This window comes from Brevundimonas sp. 2YAF1, assembly GCF_052114745.1.
In the GTDB taxonomy this organism is placed as follows: domain Bacteria; phylum Pseudomonadota; class Alphaproteobacteria; order Caulobacterales; family Caulobacteraceae; genus Brevundimonas.
The window spans coordinates 148,405-168,915 of record NZ_JBFRFI010000007.1; the positions used below are offsets into that span (position 1 = coordinate 148,405).

Annotated in this window: 24 protein-coding genes and 1 pseudogene; 4 read left to right on the top strand and 21 right to left on the bottom strand. The window is 69.9% G+C overall.

Features of this window, described 5'->3' with window-relative positions:
• Positions 1-41: 41 nt before the first annotated feature.
• The 9 genes from AB4Y68_RS11375 to AB4Y68_RS11415 all read right to left on the bottom strand — a co-directional run bounded on the left by AB4Y68_RS11375 (position 42) and on the right by AB4Y68_RS11415 (position 10,853).
• Positions 42-848 carry a response regulator gene (locus AB4Y68_RS11375; RefSeq protein ID WP_441455814.1) on the bottom strand — a complete coding sequence of 269 codons (807 nt, stop codon included), beginning with the start codon at positions 846-848 and terminating at the stop codon, positions 42-44.
• 115 nt (positions 849-963) lie between these two features.
• Entirely contained in the window at positions 964-2,259 is a 1,296-nt protein-coding gene (locus tag AB4Y68_RS11380; RefSeq protein ID WP_441455816.1) for an adenylosuccinate synthase, read from the bottom strand.
• 77 nt (positions 2,260-2,336) lie between these two features.
• A complete protein-coding gene (locus tag AB4Y68_RS11385) occupies positions 2,337-2,960 on the bottom strand; it encodes an NYN domain-containing protein (RefSeq protein ID WP_441455818.1) in 624 nt (207 codons plus the stop codon).
• 104 nt (positions 2,961-3,064) lie between these two features.
• Positions 3,065-4,222 (bottom strand): phosphoserine transaminase, encoded by a 1,158-nt coding sequence (locus AB4Y68_RS11390; RefSeq protein WP_441455820.1) that lies wholly within the window; start codon positions 4,220-4,222, stop codon positions 3,065-3,067.
• A gap of 43 nt (positions 4,223-4,265) precedes the next feature.
• Complete coding sequence (locus AB4Y68_RS11395) at positions 4,266-5,168, bottom strand: DnaJ C-terminal domain-containing protein (protein WP_441455821.1); 903 nt, start codon at positions 5,166-5,168, stop codon at positions 4,266-4,268.
• A 251-nt stretch (positions 5,169-5,419) separates the two neighbouring features.
• On the bottom strand, positions 5,420-9,145 hold the full coding sequence (locus tag AB4Y68_RS11400) for a baseplate multidomain protein megatron (protein WP_441455822.1): 3,726 nt from the start codon (positions 9,143-9,145) through the stop codon (positions 5,420-5,422).
• Positions 9,146-9,589 carry an NlpC/P60 family protein gene (locus tag AB4Y68_RS11405; RefSeq protein WP_441455823.1) on the bottom strand — a complete coding sequence of 148 codons (444 nt, stop codon included), beginning with the start codon at positions 9,587-9,589 and terminating at the stop codon, positions 9,146-9,148.
• The gene (locus AB4Y68_RS11410) at positions 9,586-10,239 is read right to left on the bottom strand and encodes a DUF2163 domain-containing protein (RefSeq protein ID WP_441455825.1); all 654 of its coding nucleotides are present in this window, start codon (positions 10,237-10,239) and stop codon (positions 9,586-9,588) included. Before AB4Y68_RS11410 ends, AB4Y68_RS11405 begins: the two co-directional genes overlap by 4 nt.
• 2 nt (positions 10,240-10,241) lie before the next feature.
• The gene (locus tag AB4Y68_RS11415) at positions 10,242-10,853 is read right to left on the bottom strand and encodes a phage distal tail protein, Rcc01695 family (RefSeq protein ID WP_441455826.1); all 612 of its coding nucleotides are present in this window, start codon (positions 10,851-10,853) and stop codon (positions 10,242-10,244) included.
• 161 nt (positions 10,854-11,014) lie between these two features.
• On the opposite strand from AB4Y68_RS11415, the gene AB4Y68_RS11420 reads away from it, so the two are divergent.
• Positions 11,015-11,716: a DUF805 domain-containing protein gene (locus AB4Y68_RS11420; RefSeq protein WP_441455828.1), complete on the top strand. Its 702-nt coding sequence runs from the start codon at positions 11,015-11,017 to the stop codon at positions 11,714-11,716.
• Positions 11,717-11,793: 77 nt separating this feature from the next.
• On the opposite strand, the gene AB4Y68_RS11425 is transcribed toward AB4Y68_RS11420, so the two are convergent.
• The 8 genes from AB4Y68_RS11425 to AB4Y68_RS11460 all read right to left on the bottom strand — a co-directional run bounded on the left by AB4Y68_RS11425 (position 11,794) and on the right by AB4Y68_RS11460 (position 15,847).
• Positions 11,794-12,324, bottom strand: a complete 531-nt coding sequence (locus AB4Y68_RS11425; protein ID WP_441455830.1) for a phage tail tape measure protein — start codon at positions 12,322-12,324, stop codon at positions 11,794-11,796.
• A 143-nt stretch (positions 12,325-12,467) separates the two neighbouring features.
• Positions 12,468-12,638, bottom strand: a complete 171-nt coding sequence (locus tag AB4Y68_RS11430; RefSeq protein WP_441455832.1) for a phage tail assembly chaperone — start codon at positions 12,636-12,638, stop codon at positions 12,468-12,470.
• Positions 12,635-12,925, bottom strand: coding sequence for a GTA-gp10 family protein (locus tag AB4Y68_RS11435; protein WP_441455833.1), 291 nt, complete (start codon positions 12,923-12,925; stop codon positions 12,635-12,637). Before AB4Y68_RS11435 ends, AB4Y68_RS11430 begins: the two co-directional genes overlap by 4 nt.
• Positions 12,925-13,335: a phage major tail protein, TP901-1 family gene (locus AB4Y68_RS11440; RefSeq protein WP_441455834.1), complete on the bottom strand. Its 411-nt coding sequence runs from the start codon at positions 13,333-13,335 to the stop codon at positions 12,925-12,927. The genes AB4Y68_RS11435 and AB4Y68_RS11440 overlap by 1 nt, the downstream gene beginning before the upstream one ends.
• Positions 13,336-13,490: 155 nt before the next feature.
• Entirely contained in the window at positions 13,491-13,898 is a 408-nt protein-coding gene (locus AB4Y68_RS11445) for a DUF3168 domain-containing protein (RefSeq protein ID WP_441455836.1), read from the bottom strand.
• On the bottom strand, positions 13,895-14,197 hold the full coding sequence (locus tag AB4Y68_RS11450) for a phage head completion protein (protein WP_441455837.1): 303 nt from the start codon (positions 14,195-14,197) through the stop codon (positions 13,895-13,897). Before AB4Y68_RS11450 ends, AB4Y68_RS11445 begins: the two co-directional genes overlap by 4 nt.
• Positions 14,194-14,460 carry a head-tail connector protein gene (locus AB4Y68_RS11455; protein WP_441455838.1) on the bottom strand — a complete coding sequence of 89 codons (267 nt, stop codon included), beginning with the start codon at positions 14,458-14,460 and terminating at the stop codon, positions 14,194-14,196. Before AB4Y68_RS11455 ends, AB4Y68_RS11450 begins: the two co-directional genes overlap by 4 nt.
• A 160-nt stretch (positions 14,461-14,620) precedes the next feature.
• Complete coding sequence (locus tag AB4Y68_RS11460; protein WP_441455840.1) at positions 14,621-15,847, bottom strand: phage major capsid protein; 1,227 nt, start codon at positions 15,845-15,847, stop codon at positions 14,621-14,623.
• A gap of 107 nt (positions 15,848-15,954) precedes the next feature.
• Between AB4Y68_RS11460 and AB4Y68_RS11465 the strand changes: the two genes are divergently transcribed.
• Positions 15,955-16,761: a hypothetical protein gene (locus tag AB4Y68_RS11465; RefSeq protein WP_441455841.1), complete on the top strand. Its 807-nt coding sequence runs from the start codon at positions 15,955-15,957 to the stop codon at positions 16,759-16,761.
• A 40-nt stretch (positions 16,762-16,801) separates the two neighbouring features.
• Entirely contained in the window at positions 16,802-17,281 is a 480-nt protein-coding gene (locus AB4Y68_RS11470) for a hypothetical protein (protein WP_441455843.1), read from the top strand.
• Here AB4Y68_RS11470 and AB4Y68_RS11475 read toward each other — a convergent pair.
• Both AB4Y68_RS11475 and AB4Y68_RS11480 read right to left on the bottom strand, forming a co-directional pair.
• Positions 17,263-17,667, bottom strand: a complete 405-nt coding sequence (locus AB4Y68_RS11475; RefSeq protein ID WP_441455844.1) for an HK97 family phage prohead protease — start codon at positions 17,665-17,667, stop codon at positions 17,263-17,265. The two genes, AB4Y68_RS11470 and AB4Y68_RS11475, sit on opposite strands and share 19 nt — an antisense overlap.
• A gap of 170 nt (positions 17,668-17,837) precedes the next feature.
• Complete coding sequence (locus AB4Y68_RS11480; protein WP_441455846.1) at positions 17,838-18,062, bottom strand: hypothetical protein; 225 nt, start codon at positions 18,060-18,062, stop codon at positions 17,838-17,840.
• A gap of 18 nt (positions 18,063-18,080) precedes the next feature.
• Between AB4Y68_RS11480 and AB4Y68_RS11485 the strand changes: the two are divergent.
• Positions 18,081-18,177: pseudogene (locus AB4Y68_RS11485) on the top strand (hypothetical protein); the annotation flags it as partial.
• A 25-nt stretch (positions 18,178-18,202) separates the two neighbouring features.
• Here the strand turns inward: AB4Y68_RS11485 and AB4Y68_RS11490 are convergent.
• Positions 18,203-19,369 carry a phage portal protein gene (locus tag AB4Y68_RS11490; RefSeq protein WP_441455847.1) on the bottom strand — a complete coding sequence of 389 codons (1,167 nt, stop codon included), beginning with the start codon at positions 19,367-19,369 and terminating at the stop codon, positions 18,203-18,205.
• Between the two features lie 48 nt (positions 19,370-19,417).
• Positions 19,418-20,359: a phage terminase large subunit family protein gene (locus AB4Y68_RS11495; RefSeq protein WP_441455848.1), complete on the bottom strand. Its 942-nt coding sequence runs from the start codon at positions 20,357-20,359 to the stop codon at positions 19,418-19,420.
• Between the last annotated feature and the right edge of the window lie 152 nt (positions 20,360-20,511).

A 20,511-nucleotide genomic window follows, 5' to 3' on the forward strand; every position in this document is an offset into this window, starting at 1 on the left:
TGACGGGCCACCTTCTCCCACAAGGGGAGAAGGGATGATCCCTACCCCGCCCGGGACAGCGTCTCGGGCGCGGCCAGCGCCAGCACGGCGCTGACCGGCGCCATGAGGCTCGCCTTGCTCGCCCCGCCGGCCGCCAGAGCCGTCTCCAGCCCCGCCGCCGCAATGGCCAGCGATGCGTCGCCGGTCTTGATCGCCAGCGCCTTCAACGTCTCGGCCTGCTGCTTGACCGCGCGGACTGCCTGCATCGGATCATTGTCGAACTGGGCCAGGGCCGAGGCCAGGATGCGCATCGCCTGATCCTTCACCGCCAGAACCGCCTCGGCGCCCGACGCCGGCTTGTCCGCCTTGCGCTTGGCCGGCCCGGCGTAGTCGTCGGAGTTGAAGCGGCGGCGGTCCGGCCCGATGTAGCCCACCGCCTCGACCCAGTCGCGCGGCTTGGTGGCCAGGTTCTCGACCCGGCGGAACAGGTCGCCGCTGGTGAAGGGCTTCCTCAAGAACTCGTGCACGCCGGAATCCCGCGCGCCCTTGATGGTGCTGGCGGTGGCCTCGGCCGTGACCATGATGATCGGCACGCGGCGGCACGCCAGGCTGGAGCGGCGGATGCGCCGCGTCAGCGCCTCGCCGTCCAGACGCGGCCCCGAGCGCTCGGTCAGGATCAGCCCCGGCTCCATCTCGCGGGCCAGGTCGATCACGCGCGCCTCGTCGCTCTCGACCGCGATGTCGCGCGAGCCGAAGCCCTTCAGTAGGTCGGACAACAGGCGCGCGGCGGCCGGGTTATGGTCGACGATGACCACCCGGCGCACGACCGGCGCGATCTTCTGCATCGTCTTGGCGTCTAAAGCGAACACGGCTTGGCTCCATCTGGAACCAAGAAGGTAAACTCAGGGGGTTAAGGGGCCGTTTCCCGTTACGGGACGCAGCCCCCTTCCCTTTGGCCTTAGCCTTGGCCCTTAGCCCTGGCCCTTAGCCCTGGAAGGGGTCGCGCATCAGAATGGTGTCGTCCCGCTCGGGGCTGGTCGACAGCAGGGCCACCGGCGCGCCGATCAGTTCCTCGATGCGGCGCACGTATTTCAGGGCGTGGGCGTTCAGGTCCTTGAAGGTCCGCACCCCGCCGGTGCTCTCGCTCCAGCCTTCGAGCTCCTCGAACACCGGCTCGGCCGAGGCCTGAGCCTTCAGGCTCGAGGGCAGATAATCCAGCACCTCGCCGTTGATGCGATAGCCGACGCAGATCTTCAGCGTCTTCAAGCCGTCCAGCACGTCCAGCTTCGTCAGGGCGATGCCGTCGATGCCATTGATCGCCACCGACTGGCGCACCAGAACCGCGTCGAACCAGCCGCAGCGACGCGCCCGGCCCGTGTTCACCCCGACCTCGCGGCCGACGACCGCCAGATGCTCGCCGACCTCGTCGTTCAGTTCACAGGCGAAGGGGCCCTCGCCGACGCGGGTCGTATAGGCCTTGACGATGCCCAGCACGTAGCCGACGCCGCGCGGCCCGACGCCCGACCCGGCCGCCGCCTGACCGGCCACGGTGTTGGAGCTGGTGACATAGGGATAGGTGCCGTGATCCACGTCCAGGAAGGCGCCCTGCGCGCCCTCGAACAGCACGCGCTTGCCGTCCCTCTGGGCCTGATCCAGCACGCGCCAGGCCGGCTTCACATAGGGCAGGATCTTCGGCGCGATGTCCAGCAGCGACGCCAGCAGCGCCTCCGGGTCGATCGGCTCCAGCCCCAGGCCCGCGCGCAGCGGATCGTGGTGCGAGCGCAGGCGGTCGATCTTGACCTTCAGGTCTTCTTCATTGGCCAGGTCGCAGACGCGGATGGCGCGACGGCCCACCTTGTCCTCATAGGCCGGGCCGATGCCGCGGCCGGTCGTGCCGATCTTGGCCCCCGGCGCGCTGGCGGCCGCTTCCCGCGCCACGTCCAGCGCCGGGTGGATCGGCAGGATCAGGCAGGCGTTGTCGGCGATGGTCAGGATGTCGGGGTTGATGGCCACGCCCTGAGCGATGATCTTCTCGATCTCGCCGACCAGATGCCAGGGATCAACGACCACGCCGTTGCCGATGATCGAGGGCTTGCCCTGCACCACGCCCGAAGGCAGCAGTGCCAGCTTGTAGACCTTGCCGTCGACGACCAGCGTATGGCCCGCGTTATGGCCGCCCTGGAACCGGACGACCATGTCGGCCCGGTTCGACAGCCAGTCGACAATCTTGCCCTTGCCCTCGTCGCCCCATTGGGCGCCGACTACCGCGACGTTCGCCAAGATCGTTTCTCCGCAATCCAGAATGCGGTGGGAGCCTATAACCCCTGAATCGTCCGGAGTCGCCCTGTCAGCCAGATTTATCCTTCAGGCGGATCATATTCCCTCGGACGAAGGATCGCTTGCGGTCCCGCGATCAGTTTCGGAAACAGCGTCCGTTCAAGGTGACCGACATTGATCGTTATCTTCGCATCAGCGTGAGAGAGGATTTCCTTGCTGTGCGAACGTCCGGTGACCACCACCGTCGTCAACATCTTTCCTGGAAATTTCGCCTTCAGCATACGCGCCGCTGCGGCCTGATCGCTATCAGCGGTGACGAGATAGCAGTGGTCGAATACATTTTCATACGCGTCGGAAAGCACCGTCAACGCCAAATTGACGTCGCCCTGCTTCTCGACCGGCGCCTGCCATACCGCGCCACAGGAATTGCACTTCCGCTTCTCGTTCGAGAAATGCCCTCGAAGGCAGTCCACGCCCGAATGTTCGAGAGCCTTGAGATAGGCCCTATGTCGTAGTTGCTTTTGAACATCGGTCGTCTTCACCGCTGTGCAGATGCACACCTTCACCAAGGTCTCGGATTTCGACGGAATCAGGATCGACGCTAGAGCCTGCCAATCCAGCCATTTCAGGTGCGGCTGATTGAGGTCTGCAATGGTGTGATAGGCGTTGAACCCATCAATGTAGAAGGCCGCGCGAATCGCCATGACCTTAAGCTACAATTGAAAACCCCCGGGTCGAAACCCGGGGGGGGCGACTGGTAAACCAGCCGCGTTGACACCTGTGCATATAGTGCACACGAATGTTCACATCAAGTGAACTCAATGACCGCCGTCTCGAACGCCCATTCCAGCCAGGGCGTAGCGGCCACGACATCGGCCGTCTCGACCGTGCAGCCGCACCACAGACGCAGCCCCGGCGGCGCATAGCGGTGCGGCTCCATGTCATAGACCGCGCCTTCGGTCTCCAGCAGCGCCTTGAACCGCTTCACGAACGCCTTCTGCCCCGCCTCGTCCATCGCCGTCACGCGCGGATCGACGAACTTCAGGCAGACCGAGGTGGTCGAGCGGATTTCCGGCCGGTCGGGCAGGAAGGCGATCCAGTCGGTCCGCTCCACCCATTCGCCCAGGGCCGCATAGTTGGCGTCGGTGCGCCGGATCAGTTCGTCCAGGCCGCCCGCGCCCTTGGCCCACTCCAGGGCGTCGATCCAGTCCTCAATGGTCAGGATCGAGAAGGTGTTGATCACCACCCCGTCCGCCAGCGTCCGGTCGAAGCCCTTCTTGTCGGTGATGCGCAGCACCTTGGGGATCGACCGCTCGGGCCGATAGCTGTCCAGCCGCGCCACGGCGCGCGGCGACAGCACCATGACGCCGATGCCCGCCTCGCCGCCCAGGGCCTTCTGGAAGCTGAAAGTGGTGACATCCAGCTTGTCCCACGGCAGGGCCATGGCGAAGGCCGCCGAGGTCGCGTCGCAGATAGTCAGCCCCTCGCGGTCGTCGGCGATCCAGTCGGCGTTGTCGACGCGCACGCCCGAGGTCGTGCCGTTCCATGGAAACACCACGTCCTTGCTCGGATCGACCCGCGTCATGTCCGGCAGTTCGCCCCAGGGCGCTGTCAGCACCTCGGGCTCCAGCTTCAGGTGATCGCGCACGTCGGTCGCCCAGACCTGGCCGAAATTCTCATAGGTCACGACCTGCACCGGCCGCTCGCCCAGCATCCCCCACAGCGCCGCCTCGACCGCGCCCGTGTCCGAACCGGGCGTATAGAGCATGACGTAGTCTTCGGGCGGGGCCAGAATCTCGCGCGTCAGCTTCAGCCCATAGGCGAACCGCTCCACCACCTCCGGTGCGCGGATGCCGCGCCCCAGCAGGTTGGTCGGCAGCCCCGCCAACGACCACCCCGGACGCTTGGCCGTCGGACCGGCGGAGAACCACGGGCGAGCGGGCTTGGCGTCAGGCTTGGCGATCATGGCGTCGGCGTATCCAGCATGGAGAGAAGAGTAGGAGGTCGAGTCAGCGTCCGGGCTTGTAGGGGCGCTTGTCCCGCCATTCGGTCGCAAAGCGGATCAGCTCGTCATCCGGCGTCTCCGGCAGGGTCACCACCAGCCGGGCCAGCAGGTCGCCGCGCTTGCCCCCGGCATAGGCGCCCCGTCCCTTGAGCCGCAGCATCTTGCCGCTGTTCGAACCCTTGGGGATGGTCATCATCACCGCGCCCTCGGGCGTCGGCACCTGGATCTTGCCGCCCAGCACCGCGTCCGGGACCGACACCGGCAGGTCCATGCTCAGGTCCGCCCCGTCGCGCTTGAATACCGGGTGCGGCGCGATCCTCAGTTCGATCAGGGCGTCGCCCGCCTGGCCGCCGCGTCCCGGCGCGCCCTGGCCCTTCAGCCGGATCACCTGGCCCTCGGCCGCGCCCTTGGGAATGGCCACGTCCAGCATCCGCCCGTCCGAGAACTGGATGCGGCGCGTGGTGCCGGCGATGGAGTCTTCCAGACTGATGTCCAGGGTGGCGCGCACGTCCTGGCCCTTGCCGCCGAAACCGCCGCGCCCGGCCGTGCGCCCGCCGCCGCCGAAGGCGCCGAACAGCTCCTCCAGGTCGATGTCCTCGAACCCGCCGCGCCCGCCCGAACCGCCGAACCCGCCAAAGCCACCCGAGCGCCCGCCGCCGCCCGGCGGCGCGCGAAACTGCTCGCGTCCGTCGGCGTCGATCTCGCCGCGATCGTACTTGGCCCGCTTCTCGGCGTCGCCCAGCAGGTCGAAGGCGGCGGTGATGCGCTTGAACCGCTCCTCGGAGGCCTTGTCGCCGGGGTTCTTGTCCGGGTGCAGTTCCTTGGCCAGCTTGCGGAACGCCTTCTTGACCTCGTCCGCGCTCGCGCCCTTGGCAACGCCCAGTTCCTTATAGGGATCGCCAGCCACGTTCGCTTCACTCCGACATCAGAAAAAGACCAGAGCGTCAGTTAAGCCATGCGCCCCCCGGCTGAAAGGGGCAGCCGCACAAACCCGCCTAAGCTTCCTTCTCCCTCGGGGGAGAAGGTGGGCGCCGAGGCGCTCGGATGAGGGGGCGTGTTCAGCAAGCTGGACGGCGACGACGAACGTGGGGCCGATGTCCCCCTCATCCGTCCCGCTCCGCGAGCCACCTTCTCCCCCGGAGGGGAGAAGGACAGGCTTCAAAGCCTCGTCACCGCCTCCGCTCCCCAGCCATAACCCTCGCCCCACTGCGCCACCGCCGCCCGTGCGCCCTCGCTCACGCCGCCGGGGAAATCCGCCGCCGTCTGCGCCGCCGCATAGACCGCCTCCAGCCCCTCGACTTCCCAGACGCGCTTCTCCACCCCGCCGTCCAGCACGCGCACCCGGAACCGGCGCGGATCGACCTCGACGGGCTCCTGGTCCCAGCGGTCGCCGCCCATCCGCACGCACGGAACCCACGACAGCCGCCGCCCGCCGCCCTCGACCGCCGCCCGCAGATGCGCCGGCCGCCAAGTCCGCGCCGAGCGCTCGGTCCAGGTAAAGTCGACCTCCGCGAACCCCGCCCCGCCCGGCGGCGCGCCCGCCGGCCCCGCCCGCCACAGGCGCGGCAAGCCTCGCTCGCCCGCGCTCATCTCCACACGCGGCAGGTTCCGATCCAGCACCACGACCAACCCGCCTGCCGCCGCGCCCGCCGCCGTCGCCGCCTCTGTCCCCTGCTGCCCGCGCAACAGGCCCGTCAGCCGCCAGACCTCGCCGGCAACCAGGTCCGCGCGCCGGTACTGCACCACCTCCCAGCCCGCCGCCGTCTCGACCGCCAGGGCGTTGCCCCCGCCCAGCACCGCCGCGCCCGACAGGCTCTGCGGCGGCGCCCCTTCGATCCGCACCGTGATCGCGTTCGTCTCATCCCAGCGCCCCAGTACGCCGCGCGTCAGCGGCTCGGTCAGAACCCCGACCGTCGCCGGCTGCGCCACCGTCGCGCGCGGCGTCAGCGTCGCCGCGTCCTGCCCGCCATGCAGCGTCATCGACCGCCACGGCTCGGCGGCGACCACGGCCACCGGTCGTCCGTCGTCCTCCGCGCCCGGAAGCAGCGGCAGGTCCAGCAGCCGCAGGAAGGGCGCAGCCGTAATCGTGGGCGGCTCGCCGGGACGCCAGTCGGGCGTCGCCTCCCCGCCCGCTCCGGCTCGCGTCAGCCGCACCACCGGCTCCAGCGTCGCCGTCGGCTGCTCGTCCCAATCCAGCCGCGCCACGCGCCATTCACCCGCCCGCCCCTCGACCGCCACCCCGTCGCCCGGCTCCAATCGCAGGGCCTCCAGCGGCCCCAGACGCGCCGTCAGCCGCTCTCCCGCATCGCCCAGCGCCAGCGCTCGCCGCGCCACGCTCGTCGCCAGTTCGGCGTCGCACACCACCGGCAGGTCCGCATCCAGCCCGCCGCCGTCGCCGCCCTGCTCGGCCCGCGCCACCACCGATCCGGTCTGATAGTCCGCCGTCTCGTCGATGAAGCGCACCCGCGCGACGTTCGGCCTCGGCTCCAGCGACCGCTCCGCCGCCAGGCTCGCGCCCTCGTCGGGCAGGGCCAGCGCCTCGCCCGTCAGCGTCAGCACCGCCGCCTCGTCGCCCCGCACCGCCACCCGCCCGTCGCGCTCCGCCGCCGTCGCCCCGAACGCGGCCAGCAGCGGCTCCAGCGCGTCGCGCGTCCGCATCGGCCGGTCGATGACATAGCCCGCCGCTTCGCCGTCCAGCGCGCCGATGGCGAAATCGTCTTCCTCCAGCCCCCCGCGCCTCAGCACGGCGGCGATCAGATCGACCGCCTCGCCGCTCATCCGCCCGTTCAGCCAGTGGCCGGCGCGCCAGGCCCCGGCGTCGGCCCAGACCTCATCCAGCGCCGGAAACGCCGGATAGGGCCGCGCGTCCCAGCACCAGGCGTCCGCCCCCTCCAGCATCGGCCTGCCATAGACCGGCGACGTCGGATTGTTTTCGGCCTTGGCGAAATGCTTCAGCACCGCCTCCAGCGCCCGCCGCTGCATCCGGTCATCGCGCGCGCCCGTCGAGAAGGGCGGCAGGGCGTTTTCCGAACTCTTGGGGTCCTGAAACAGGTTCGGCGCATTGCCGCCCCGGTCCACCGCCGCACAGCCGAACTCGGTCAGCCGGATCGGCTTCATCTTCGGAACCCAGGCCGTCGGCGTCGGCGCGCGCACGCCCGCGACCCGCTCATGGTGCGGGTTCGACCACCAGCCCTTCAGGTCCTTGGGCCGAAAGACCCAGTCCTCGCCGTGAGCGGTGTCAGCAATGGGCGTCCGCGTCTGCGCCGCCCGGTCGGCGCTGGAGGCGTAATACCAGTCATAACCCTCGCCGCCCGCCACCTGTTCAGCCAGATAGGCGGGCGCGGACGGTCCCCGGAAACCCGCCTCGGCGTCCAGACCGCCGCCGCCGTCGCGCCATTCCCCCTCGCGCCAGTCGCCCAGCGGCGGATACCAGTCGACGCCGACGTAATCGATGTTGGGATCGGCCCAAAGCGGGTCGAGATGAAACCGCACCTCCCCGCCCGCCTGCCGCCCGAAATACTCCGACCAGTCGGCGGCGTAGGACAGCTTCACCCCCGCCCCGACCACCGCCCGGCACTCCGCCGCCAGCGTCCGCAACTGCGCCACCGCCGGAAAGCCGCCCCCGGCGTCGCGCGTCCAGGTCAGCCCCCGCATCTCCGAGCCGATCAGCAGGCCGTCCGCCCCTTCCTCGGCCGCGATCGCCGCATAGTGCAACGCCAGCCGCCTCAGCCCCCAGCCGTCGGCGTCGCCGAACAGGGCCGCGACCTCGGCCGTCGCCCCCGCTCCATCGGTTCCCGCCACACGGCCACGCCACGGATAGCCAGCCGCATCCATGAAGACGAAGGGATAGAGCGTCACCTCCAACCCACGGCCTTTCAGCGCCCGGATCGCCTGCCGCACGCTCTCGTCGGACGGCGTGCCGCCATAGGCCGGCCCCTTGCCGCCCTTGCCGTCGTCCACTTCGGAAATCAGATGCGCCTCAGCCCGCCCCAGGCCCGCGACCTTCCACGTCAGCGGCGCGGTCGTCTTGGCGCGGTTCTCCACCCCCGGCCGGATGCGGCACATCCCCGCCTGCACATCATCGCCGAACCAGCCGACGATCAGGCTGACCCGCTTCAGCTTGGGCGCCTGGGCCATCAACTGATCCAGCGATACCGCGAGGTCCGCCCGCCCCTCGGCGTGATGCACGTTCTCGGGCGTGGTCCGCGTCAGTCCTTCGCGGCGCATCACCGCCTCGGTCGCCAGACAGAACTCCCCCGCGCCGGGGATCAGGCAGACTCCTTCGAGCAGGTCCTCCAGCCGTCCCTCGCCCGGCGCGCGGCGGAACACCTCGAACGCCAACTGCGGCGCGCGATTACCGAAGGGCCCCAGCGGCAGGTCCTCGAACACCGCATAGGCCACACCCCGGAACGCCGGCGCCGCCCCCTCGACCGCCTCGATCAACGGGTCCGGCGTCTGATCCTGCGTCCCGCGATGCACCCGCATCGTCACCCCGGTCATGTCCAGCGGCTGGCCGTCGGCCCAGACCCGGCCCACCCCGTCGATCGGTCCCTCGCCCAGGGCCACGGCGAAGCTCAGCGAATAGTCGTACTCGACCGTCTTCTGCCCGCCCTTGCCGCCCGACCGCCTGTTCCTGTTCTCTAGAAACCGCGCGGCCCAGATCACCTGCCCTACAACCCGCGCCCGGCCGAAGACGCAGCCCATGGGCGCCCCGTCCGCCGAGGACTGCAGGTTCAGCGCCTCCAACCTCGGCCCGACTTGCCGCGTGGGCGACAGGCTGGCGATCACTCGGTTGTCGATGGCCCGCCCAATGGTCGCGCCGACAAAGGCGCCGATCGGCCCGCCGATCGACCCGCCGATCGCAGTCAGAACCACCTGCGCCATTCAGTTCTCCTTCGTCGCCGGCCAGCGGAAAGCCGCGACCAGTCTTCGCCGCCACCACGGCCCCATCCAGCTCTCGACCACCGACCGCCCCCAATAGGCGTGGATCATCTTCCACTCGGGCCCGTCATCCGCGCTCAGGATGGCGCAGTGTTTGACCGGACAGCCCGCGCTCATGCGGAACAGCAGCACGTCCCCCGGCCGCGCCCTCTCCAGCGCCACCTCGACCAGGCGCCGCCTTGCAGCGTGCAGCAGCGTCTCCTCGCCACCGACCTCGGCCCAGTCGGCGCGGTAAGGCGGCGGCGCCTCCGGCTCCACGCCCACCACCTCGCGCCACACCCCGCGCACCAGACCCAGACAGTCCGCGCCCTCGCCCTTCACGCTGGCCTGATGCCGATACGGCGTCCCCAGCCAGCCGCGCGCGGCGGCCACCACCTCCGCCCTCATCGTCGGCTCCCGCCGTCGTGCCGCCCCGCCGTGGCCGGACGCGCGGCGATGAAGTCGTCGCCCGGAATATCGGGAAAGCCCTGGAAGTTGACGCCGTTGCCGAACCGCCTTGTGCAGGTCGCCCAGCGCTTGTCGCAGCGCCTTCCAGCGACCGCCTCGACGCTCAACCCGCAGCGTGCGTCGCCCAGCACGGCGTCGCAGGTCCGGCCATAGGTCCGCCCCACCACCCGCTGCAGCGCCGCCATCGGCCCGTCCAGATCGGCGACGAAGGCCCCGTTCTCGCGCCGGATCCGCGCCAGCCTCCCGGCCCACAACCGCACCCTCAGGTCCGACCGCGCCCAGTCCACCCGCCACAGCTCCACCCGCGCCCCGTCATAGAGGCCCGCCGCGATGTCGCCCTCGGTAATCGCCGCGTCGTCCAGCCCGCCCGACGCCGACAGTCCCCCGGCCGCCAACCCGACCGCGCTCTCTCCGGCGCCCCCCGTCCAGCCGCTGCCGGCGCGACAGACGACGCCCTCGACCGCCAGATCCCGATCATGATCGGTGAAGCCCATGGTCACGCCGTCGCTCCGCCTCAGCACCCAGGCATGGCACAGCATCGCCGCCCCGCTTTCGATGCGGGCGGCCAGTTCGTTCGGTATGTCGCGCATGCCTAAACCCGCACCTCGATCAGCGGCATGGCGACCATCCGCCCGGCGCCAAAACTCTCCAGCGTCATCTCGATCCGGTCGGCGTCGAACCGCACCGGCGTGTCAAAGACAAACCCCGCCGTCACCACCGCCCCCGGCGCCGGCGGCGTCGCCAGCGTCGCCTCCCCCGTCAGGTGATCCAGCACGAAGGCGCCCGTCTCGACGCCGTTCACCGCCACCCGAACCGAGCCCTCGACCGGCTTCCTGATCCGCCGCTCATGATCGCCATAGGCCTTGCACAACCTGAACATCCGCCGCGTCCCGTCGCCCGTCCCGATCCTCTGATCCGTGGCGGCGACTGCCTCTCCCGGCGCGCAGCTCTTGAAGTCGGCGAAGTCGCGGAACCGGAACCCGTACAGCCGCCCGCGTCGCGCCTCGAAGAAGGCGGTCAGCGCCGCCATGTCGTCCAGCGACCGCAGCCCCGCCCCGATCAGATAGCGCCTGCGTCCCTCGGCCCAAGGGGTCGAGCGCCGTTCGAACCCCGACCCCAGGGTCGTGATCTCCGTCCGCCGCTCGACCCCGCCGGTCGATCCGAACGCCAGCCGCGCGGGCAGGCGCACCTCATGAAAGGCCATGCATCCTCGCTCATGTCTTGAACTGCGCCATTCTGGGAACAAGCGGCGATCCGCTCGCGGATATCCGGTCCCAAGGCCACGCTTCGGGTTGTCTGGAAACCAACGCTCGGTCATGCTCGCGTCCAGGCGGCAGGGGGCCGTTCAGATCAGGAGACTTCCGAATGCGCGGTGAAATTCTCAGCTATGACGACGTCTCGGGCACCGGCCTGATCAGCGGCGACGACAGCATCCGCTACGGCTTCGCCCGCGCCGCCATTCAGGCGGGCGGCGTCATCCGTTCCGGCGCTCGCGTCGACTTCGTACCCGAGGGCGTCGAGGCGACCCAGATCATGGTCCTGGCCAGCTCGCCCGCCGCCGCCTTCGGCCAGGCCGCCGCTTCGTCCTACGTCGCCCGCGACACCGGCGGCGGCTACGACATCAAGAGCGCCTTCTTCTCGTTCAAGGGCCGCATGCGCCGCCAGCATTTCTGGATCAGCTGGGCCATCCTGTTCGGCCTCGGCATCGTCTCCAGCTTCATTCCGAAGATCAGCTTCTTCCTCGGCCTGATCCTGCTGGTCGGCCATCTGGCGGTCGGCTTCAAACGCTTCCACGACATGGGCAAGCCGGGCTGGCTGGTCGTCATCCCCTGGGCGCTCTGGTACGCCGCGCTCGGCCTGATGGTCGCGTCTTTCGGCCTCGCCGTCCTCTTCGACCCCAACGCCATGCAGTCCATGGATCCCGAAACCCTTCTCGCCACCGGCGGGACCTCCTTCGCCCTCGTCTTCCTCTCGGCCATTGTCAGCCTCGGCTTCTGGCTCTGGCTCGGCATCGGCGACAGCCAACGCGGCGACAACCAATACGGCCCCAATCCCAAGGGCGAATAGGATCAGGGGCGCTCTCCGGAGCGCCCTTTTTTCTTGCGCGATCGCGAAGCGCGCGGCGCTCCGCTGCTTGAGCGCGGTTACATCCGCCGCGCGCCCAGAGCCGTGACCCGCGCCAACATCCGCGCGATCTGCGCTTCGGATCGCAACAGGCCCTGCGCTCCGCCGTCCACGCTGACATTGACCGTCAAACCTGCACCACCGCCCATCGGCTCGATGCTGCCCGCGCTGCCCGGTCGAAACACCTCCGGCCCGCGCTCGCCTACCAGATAGGCCCCGCCGCCCAGCACCGGCCCGCCTTCGGCCCGCGCCCCGGCGAAACCGCTCATCGCCGCTGCAATGGCGTCCGACAGGCCGCCGCCTCGGCCCGATCCCGCCGCCGCATTGACCGCGTTCAGCACCGCCCGCGCCAGTTCGGCCAGCGTCACCTCTCCATCCGCCGCCGCCCGCGCCAGCGACCGCGTCAGGCTCTCGCCTGCTCGCCCAAAGGCGTCCTCGATCGACGCCGCCGCCCGCTCGGCCGGCTCCCTAAGGGCCTCCAGCGCCGCCGCCGCCTCGGCCGCCTTCACCGGCACAGCGTCCAACCCGTCCGGCCTGAAACTATCGGTCATCTTCTTTCCTCCCCATTTCATGGGGAGGGGGACCGCGTAGCGGTGGAGGGGGCGACACCGCCCTCTCCCGTCGAGACGCCCCCTCCGTCACGGACGCTGCGCGCCCGCGCCACCTCCCCATGAAATGGGGAGGAAAACACGCATCAATCCGGCCACATCGCCTGCATCCGCTCCAGCTCGCCCCGTCCCAGCGGCGCCGCCTGCACCGGCCCCGCCGTCAGCATCCGCCATTCCTTCAGCGACAGCCGCCAGAACCCCTCCGGCCCCACGCCCATCCGCGCCGCCGCCTGCATCATCTCGCTCCAAGGCGTCATGCCGCAGCCGCAAACGCCTTCGCCACCGCCTCCGCCGCCTCGCGCGGATCAACGGCCGCGCCCGCCAGCCCATCCGCCAGCGCATCCTCGCCCCCGCCGCGCAGCAGGGCCGCCAGCACCACCAGCAGATCCCGCGCCGACAAGGCCCGCATCCGCTCGGCCAGCGCCGCCATCCCGGCGACGCCCAGCCCCGTCTCGATCTCGGCCAGGGCCCCCAGCGTCAGACACAGCCTCCGCTCCGCCCCCGCCAGCACCGCCACCGCCTCGCCCCGCACGCCGTTCGTCATCACAGCGCCGAGAACCCGATCTCGCCCGCGCTGGCCAGGCTCATCGCAAAGCTCGCCTCGCCCTCGTGCTCGCCGGCGTATTCCAGCGCCGCCACGAGGAAGGGCCCCTCCAGCACGCCGAAGTCCGGCACGATCAGCCGCCACGTCCTGGCCGCCTGTTCAAAGAAGGCCTCGCGGATCAGGGCGTCGGACGCCGCGTCGCGGAAAATCCCCTGCCCCGACACCGCCGCCGACTTCACACCGGCCCCCGCCAGCAGCTCGCGCCACCGCCCGGCGCTGTCGCCGTCCGTCGCGTCCACCGTCCTGGCGTTCAGCGAAATCGTCCGCGCCCTCAGGCCCGCGACCGTGGTGAAGACGCCTGCCGCGCCCTCGACCTTCAGCAAGATGTCCTTGCCGCGTTGCGCCGTCATGTTTTCCTCTTTCCTCCCCATCCCTGATGGGGAGGGGGACTACGTAGTGGTGGAGGGGGCGACGCCGCCGTCAGACGTCGAGCCGCCCCCTCCGTCACGTCGCTATCGCGACGCGCCACCTCCCCATCGCTCCGCGACAGGGAGGAAAGCGTTCGTCAAACCTCTTCCGTCACCGCCCGCAGCCGCATCACCGCCCAGGCCCGTTTCAAGTCCGCGCTGCGGAACACATCGGTAAAGGTCACGCCCAGACTGACCGCCTTCACCCCGTCCGCCTCGACCGGCGCATCCGCGACCCGCGCCCGCACCGCCGCCGCGACCGCCCGCGCCTCCTCCAGCCCAGCAAACCGACTGGCGCAGGTCAGGGTCAGCCGATGCTCGACCCCGCCGCCGTCCGCGTTCACCGCCCGGCTCTCGCCCTTGCCGATCAGCAGATGCGGAAACGCCGCCTCCTCCGGCGGCTGGTCCCAGACCCTTGCCGGATCGCCCAGCAGCGCCGCCAGCGCCCCGTCGCCCTTCAACCAGGCGATCAACGCCTTGATCAGCGCCCCCTCATGATCCCTCATCGCGCCCGCTCCAGGTTCAATCGCACCCGCCCCGCGGCCTTGGGATCCGCCTCGATCTCGACGACGGCCCAGTCCGCCCCGCCGAAACGCACCACCAGCCCCTCGGCCAGTCGCGGATCAGCGCGCACCGTGGCGCTCAGCGTCTCCACGCCCCGCGTCACGCCGCCTTCCGTCCGTTCGCGCCGTCGCCGTGCGCCAAGGCTCAGCCACAGCGACCCGACCGGCTCATAGCTGACGACCCGCCCGCCATAGGGCGTCTCCGCCTCCACCGGCCGCACCAGCCTCGCGACAATCTTCACAGCCGCACCACGCGATAGGGCGCGATCCACCCCTCGACCGACGCGACCGACATCTCGCTCTCGCCGCGCTCATAGGCCCGCAGCACCAGCATCAGCACCGCCAGCCGCAGCGGCGCGGGCGAAGTCGACGTCAGGCTCAGCCCCACCTCTCCCTCCACCCGCGCCCTGGCCGCGCCGATCAGCGTCTGGATCAGCCCGTCCTCCGCCTCATGCTCGACGCGCAGGAACAGCTTCGCCTCCGTGAGGGTCACGGGTGCGCTCATTTCAAATCTCCTGTTTCCCTCTTCCTTCTCCCCCTGCGGGAGAAGGTGGCCCCCAAAGGGGGTCGGATGAGGGGTCTTGCCGCCTGCGAAACCCCTCACCCTCCCACCGCTCACGCGGCGGGTCCCTCCCTCTCCCGCAAGGGGAGAGGGGTCAGTCCGCTCAGCTCGCCGCGAACTTCATCAGCTTGATCGCGTCGAAGTTCTGCACCCCGCCGCCCACGCGCTTGGTCGTGTAGAACAGCACATACGGCTTGGCCGAATAGGGATCGCGCAGCACCCGCACCCCCGCCCGATCGACGATCAGATAGCCGCGCGCAAAGTCGCCGAACGCGATCGACAGACTGTTGGCCGCCACATCCGGCATGGTCTCGATCTCGGTGACCGGATAGCCCAGCAGCGACGCCGTTTCGCCCGGCCGCGTCGCCGGCGACCAGATGTAGTTCCCGTCCGCGTCCTTGAACTTGCGCACCGCCGAGACCGTGCGCCGGTTCATCACGAAACGCCCGTTCGGCCGATACTGGGCCTTGGGCGCATAGATCAGGTCGATCAGCTTGTCCGCCGGACTGGCCGAGGCGAAGGCGCCCGCCGCCCCCGAGGCCACCGTGCCGATCTGGCCCCAGGTCTGCGTGCCCTCGCTCGCCGTCGCATAGGCCAGGAAGCCCTTGGGCTTGTTCACCCCGTCGCCGCTGACAAAGGCCGCCGTCTCCTGCGCCGCAAAGGCGTCCTCGACCTCGGCCGCCAGCCATTCGTCCAGATCGATCAGGGCGTCGTCCAGCAGGCTCTGCGTCGCCGCCGGACAGGCGTAAAGATCCGCCGAAGAGAACTCGAGCAAGGACAGCGTCGCCGGGTCCGTCTCCGGCCGCGCCGCCGTCTCGGCCACCCAGCCCGCCGCCACGCCCGCCGTCGACACCGGCTTCCTGAACACGCCCGAGCCGACCGTGCGCACCGTGGCGATCTCGCGCATCGGCGAGCCCGCCATCAGGCGCCGCTCAATCGCGCGCTCCGTCTCCGGCGGCACGACATAGCCGGCCGAGTTCGACGCCGACGACAGCCCCGCCTTCAGCTCCAGACCATGCGAAGCGCCCGACTTCATATAGCCGTCCCAGGCCGCCTTGGCCTCCGGCGCCGCCGCCACGACGGCCGGCTCAGCGCCCAACATCGGCCTGCGCCCCTCGCTCAGCGCCCGATCCAGACGCGCCTGAGCCCCCGCCACCGCCTGGTCGATGCGCGCCACCTTCTCCTCCAGCAGCACGTCGGCCGAAGCCTTCTTCTCGATCTCGTCCAGCCGGGCGTCGTTGGCCCCTTTGAACGCCTCGAACGCCGCCATCATCTCATGCATGGCGGCGCGCGCCTCGGGATTGCCCGAGGCGGTCTTGGTCTCTTTCATGCTCTCTCCGCTTGAAGAACCGCGTTTCGCGGTTACGCTTGGGCGTGGCCGTCGTGCGGTCGCGCCCTGTCCCTGCCGCGCGCAGGACGCTCCCTAAAGGATCGCCCATGCGGCCGCTGATGTTGTCCCTGTTCGCCGCCCTGTCGCTGGGCCTTGCCTCCCCCGCCCAGGCCGAAGACTCGCGTCCGCCCCAGGTCGAGGCCTGGCCTCTGGCTCAGACCAGCGCGATCGGCACGGCCATCTTCATGCAAGATCGCGCCGCCGCGCGCGCCACCGACGCCCTGCTCGCCCGCTTCCGCGGCAAGCCGCCCGAGGGCCTGATCGGCTGGATCGTCGTCCCGAACGGCGAGGACCAACTGGTCCGCTTCCTTGTCGGCGATCCCGCCGCACCACGCCCCGGCTACGACATCCGGGTCGGCAAGAACGGCCGCGCCGGCGCGGTGGTCGAAAGCTCTGACATCGCCCTGCCGGACGATCAGGCCGCGCGCTATTTCGCTCGCAACACCGCCGCTGCGGGCATCGGCGCCCTGCGTTGCGCCGCCCTCTACAACACCGTGGTGCTGGACGATCCCGACGGCGACGGCTGGCTAGTCTGGCTCCTGGCCTCGACCACAGACGCTGACAAGGTGCCGATGGGCGGCCACTACCGTTTCCACGTCAGCGCCGACGGCCGCACTGTCGACAAACGCGAGCAGCTATCCACGGGCTGCCTTGACGGGAATCGTCGTCAGGTCGGCCAAGGCGGCCAGGTTCTCGCGATCGTCACCAACGTCGTCGTCGCCCCTCAGCCGCTCGAGATTCACGTCTTCCTGTCTCTGCTCCACCAGCTGCGGATCTATGTCGTGACGGGCGAAAAAATGTGGACTGTCGAGGGGGCGGGGATCAGCGAATTCGACACGTCGAAGAGGCGCTAGATCGCAATGCCCGTCCCGATCTCCTCAAAGGCCCAGCCAGGTGATCACCAGAATCGTCCAATCTTTTCTCTTACTTTCGGCCATCGCTGCGGCGTCCGCATTGAGCACGAGCAGCGCCATTGCCCAGGATACGGACTGCTACGACGCCGAGGTCACGGCCCACATCGTTTCGCAGACACCGACCGTAGTTCCGAATTGCGGCGATGACTGCATCGTCATCAGTTGGCCCTGGATCCTCGATCTGGATGTTCGCCGCATTCACGCCGGGGACGTTCGTCGTGGACGGCTAACGATCCTCGCCATTCTGCATACCGATTTCCGCCGCGATCTCGGCTCTCGCAGCTGGAAGCTGCGCCGCAACGACCAGGACGGCTTCAACCTCCTCCGCAGTGAGGAGAGCATCACAGCCAGATGTACGCCCGACGCGGCTCCGGCGACAGCCTACATCACGCCGCCGGACGGCCAGACCCTCGAAGACCTTCGTCGCGAGGGCCGCGAACACTACGACCGCGACAACTGAAACCGCGCCCCCGGCAGCATCGGAAACGTCACCAGCGACACCTCCCACAGCTCCACCGCGCTCAGCACCCGCAGTCGCCCGTCGCGTCGCGCCCTGGCCGCGCGAAACCCGATCGACAGCCCGTCCAGCGCCCCCGCCCGCGTCAGGGCCTGGGCGTAGCGGGCCTCGGCCGACCAGTCGTGGATGCGCCCGCACACCCGCAAGCCCCGCTCGTCCTCGACCATCTCGTCCCAGACGCCGACCACGGCCCGGCTCTCGTGCTGATGCAGCATCCGCACCCCGCCCGCGCCCGTCTTGGCCAGGCTGTCGGCGAAGGCGCCCTTCGCTACGACGTCCCCGTTCAGGTCGGCGACGCCCCACAGCGAGGCGTAGCCTTCGATGGTCACGTCCCCTCTCCCCTTGCGGGAGAGGGAGACCGCGCACGACGGCGCAGCCGTCGTCCTCGCGCGGTCGGGTGAGGGGTCGCACCGCCCCTTGAACTCAAGGTCGCGAAACCCCTCATCCGGCCCTTCGGGCCACCTTCTCCCGCAAGGGGAGAAGGGCAAATTCGTCGCCATCATCGCTCCTCCAGCCGTCGCTCGATCCGTTCGACCGCCGCGCGCACGGCCTCGCCCTGGGCTTCCACGCGCGCCAGCCGTTCCGCCACCAGCCGCTGCTCGCCGACCCGCTGCTCCAGCGTCGCGATCCGCGCCGCCGCCCCGCCGGCCCACACCAGCCCGCCGACGCTCTGCACCAGCAGCGCCGCGATCAGGGCCACGGGGACTTTTCGTAGCTCAGGCATCTTTCCTCCCCATTTCATGGGGAGGGGGACCGCGTAGCGGTGGAGGGGGCGACGCCGCCCTCTCCCGTCGAGACGCCCCCTCCGTCACGCCGCTGACGCGGCGCGCCACCTCCCATTCGCTCTGCAAACAGGGAGGAAAACTAATCCCCCACCCCCGCCATCCGTCGCCGCTCTTCGTCCGTCAGGAAGCTCGCCGCGTTCAGCCGCGCCCACAGCGCGTCGCGCTCGACCTGCAGGGCCGGAACCGCGTCCAGATCCGGCTCGATCCGGCAGTCCGCAAACCGCCCGCCCAGCCAGCCCGTCATCGCCCCCGCCGCCTTCCTCACCAGCGGGATCACCGTCCCGCGCCAGAAGGCCGCGTTGGCCTCGCGATAGTTGGCGTAGGTCGCGTCGCCGGGAATCCCCAGCAGCTGCGGCGGCACGCCGAAGGCCAGGGCGATCTCGCGCGCCGCCGCGTGTTTGCCGGCGATGAAGTCCATGTCGTGCGGCGTCAGGCTCATCGGCTTCCAGTCCAGCCCGCCTTCCAGCAGCAGCGGCCGCCCGGCGTTCCGCGCCCCCGCATGGGCCTCGCCTAGCTCCGATTTCAGCGCCTCGAACTGATCCGCCGTCAGCCGCTCGCCGTCCTTGGCCCCATAGACCAGCGCCCCCGACGGCCGCGCCGCATTGTCCAGCAGCGCCTTGTTCCAGGCCCCCGAGGCGTTGTGCACGTCGATGGCGAAGGCCGCTGCCTCCAGCGGTGAAAATCCGTAGTGATCGTCCGTCGGGTGAAACAGCTTCAGATGCATGACCGGCGACCAGCCGTCGCCATGCCGCGTAATCCGCACCGCCTGTCCGCCGACCGCATACTCATAGGCCTCGGGCCAGCCCGCGCTTCCCGGAACCACCTTCACCCGGTCCGGCCGCAACGCCCATAGTTCATCCGGCGCGCCGTCCCCATCCGCGTCTCCGCTCGCCTCGACATAGGCGTTCCCCGCCGTCTGCAGCGCGCCATAGACCGCCTCCATCAGCTCCCCGCCCGACTGCTCGGGATTGGGCTTGGCCAGCAGCCGCGCCAGCGGATGCTCCGTCGTCCGCACGCCGCCGACCATGACCATCAAGGGGGTCGAGGCCGCCGCCTCCGCGATCATCCGCACGCAGCGATAGGCCACCGCGTTCTTGGCGAACCCCTCCTCGGCCAAATGGGCATAGTCGCGCGGCGTCCATCGCGCCCGGCCTACGCCGGTCAGGGCGATCAGCGGCCCCGCCCGACTGTCCTTGATCTCAGGCGCAGCCATGCGCCGCCGACCGAACGGTCGTCGCCAATCCATGTGGTTCTCCGTTCTCGTTTGTCCTTCTCCCCTTCCGGGAGAAGGAAGTTAGAGCGCCCGCAACCTCGGCAGGCTCTTCCCCGCCAGCAGCAGATGCGTCAGCGCCCACACCAGGGCGTCCGCCCGGTCGGGGCTCTTCGCCCCCGCCGCCTCGCTCCCCAGCGCCATCATCTCTTCTTCCAGCGCCGGAAACGCGCCGCAGTGGACCACCCGTCCCTGCTCGTACAGCGCCGCCACTGGCTCGGCCCGCGCCTTCTTGGATCGGCTGGCGTGGACCAGCTTGATCAGCACCTCGCAGTCCGCCTGGGCCAGCAGGGTCCGCACCATCTCCCCGCCCTGATTGGCCTCGGCCAGCACCAGATCGGCGCCGAACTCCGCCGCCGTCTCGGCTGCGCGCTGCGCCCATCCGGCGGGCGATAACCCCCGCGCCGAACGGTCCGCCAGCACATAACCGACCTTGTCCTTGCGCCCCGCCACCACGATGCCGCAGGCGTCGCCGTGCGCGCTGGCCGGCGGGTCCACCGCCACCACCACCCGCTCGAACTTCGCCGGTCGAGCCCCCCGCGCCCGCGCCAGATCCTCGGCAGCGCCGCCCTCAACGCCGTCGCCCGGTGTTCTCGCGGCAGGCTCTCGGCCCAGTCCCGCAGTAAGCGACTTGCGCTCGACCACTCCGACCAGATGATCGACGCGGGCGTAAAATTCGGCCTGAAGCCCGGCCAGTTCGGCGTCGCTGATGTCACGATCGTCTTCGCTCATTTCATCCTCTTCGGGGTTCCGGCTCTTGCGGACGGGGCTCGCTTTCAGCGCCGCCACCGCCCTGGCCGTTCGCGCCAGGACGCCGACGGCCCGCGCCCGCTTCTCGGCCTCGGCCATATCGGCCGGCGCCTCGGCGGCGGCCACCACCGCGATCGCCTGATCGGTCAGGGCCTTCAACTGGTCGAACACCGCGTCCAGCCACCCCGCCTCCGCCTCATCCCTATTTCCCGCCATGCCTGAACCATAGAGGACCAGCGTCCTCAGGCTGGCCAACGCCTGCGAGAACGGATCAATCCCGGGAATTTTCAGGGTTTGCGAGGCACAGCTGCGATAGCCAAGGCCGGATGGCTTCTCTTTCCTCCCCACTCGTGGGGAGGGGGACCGCG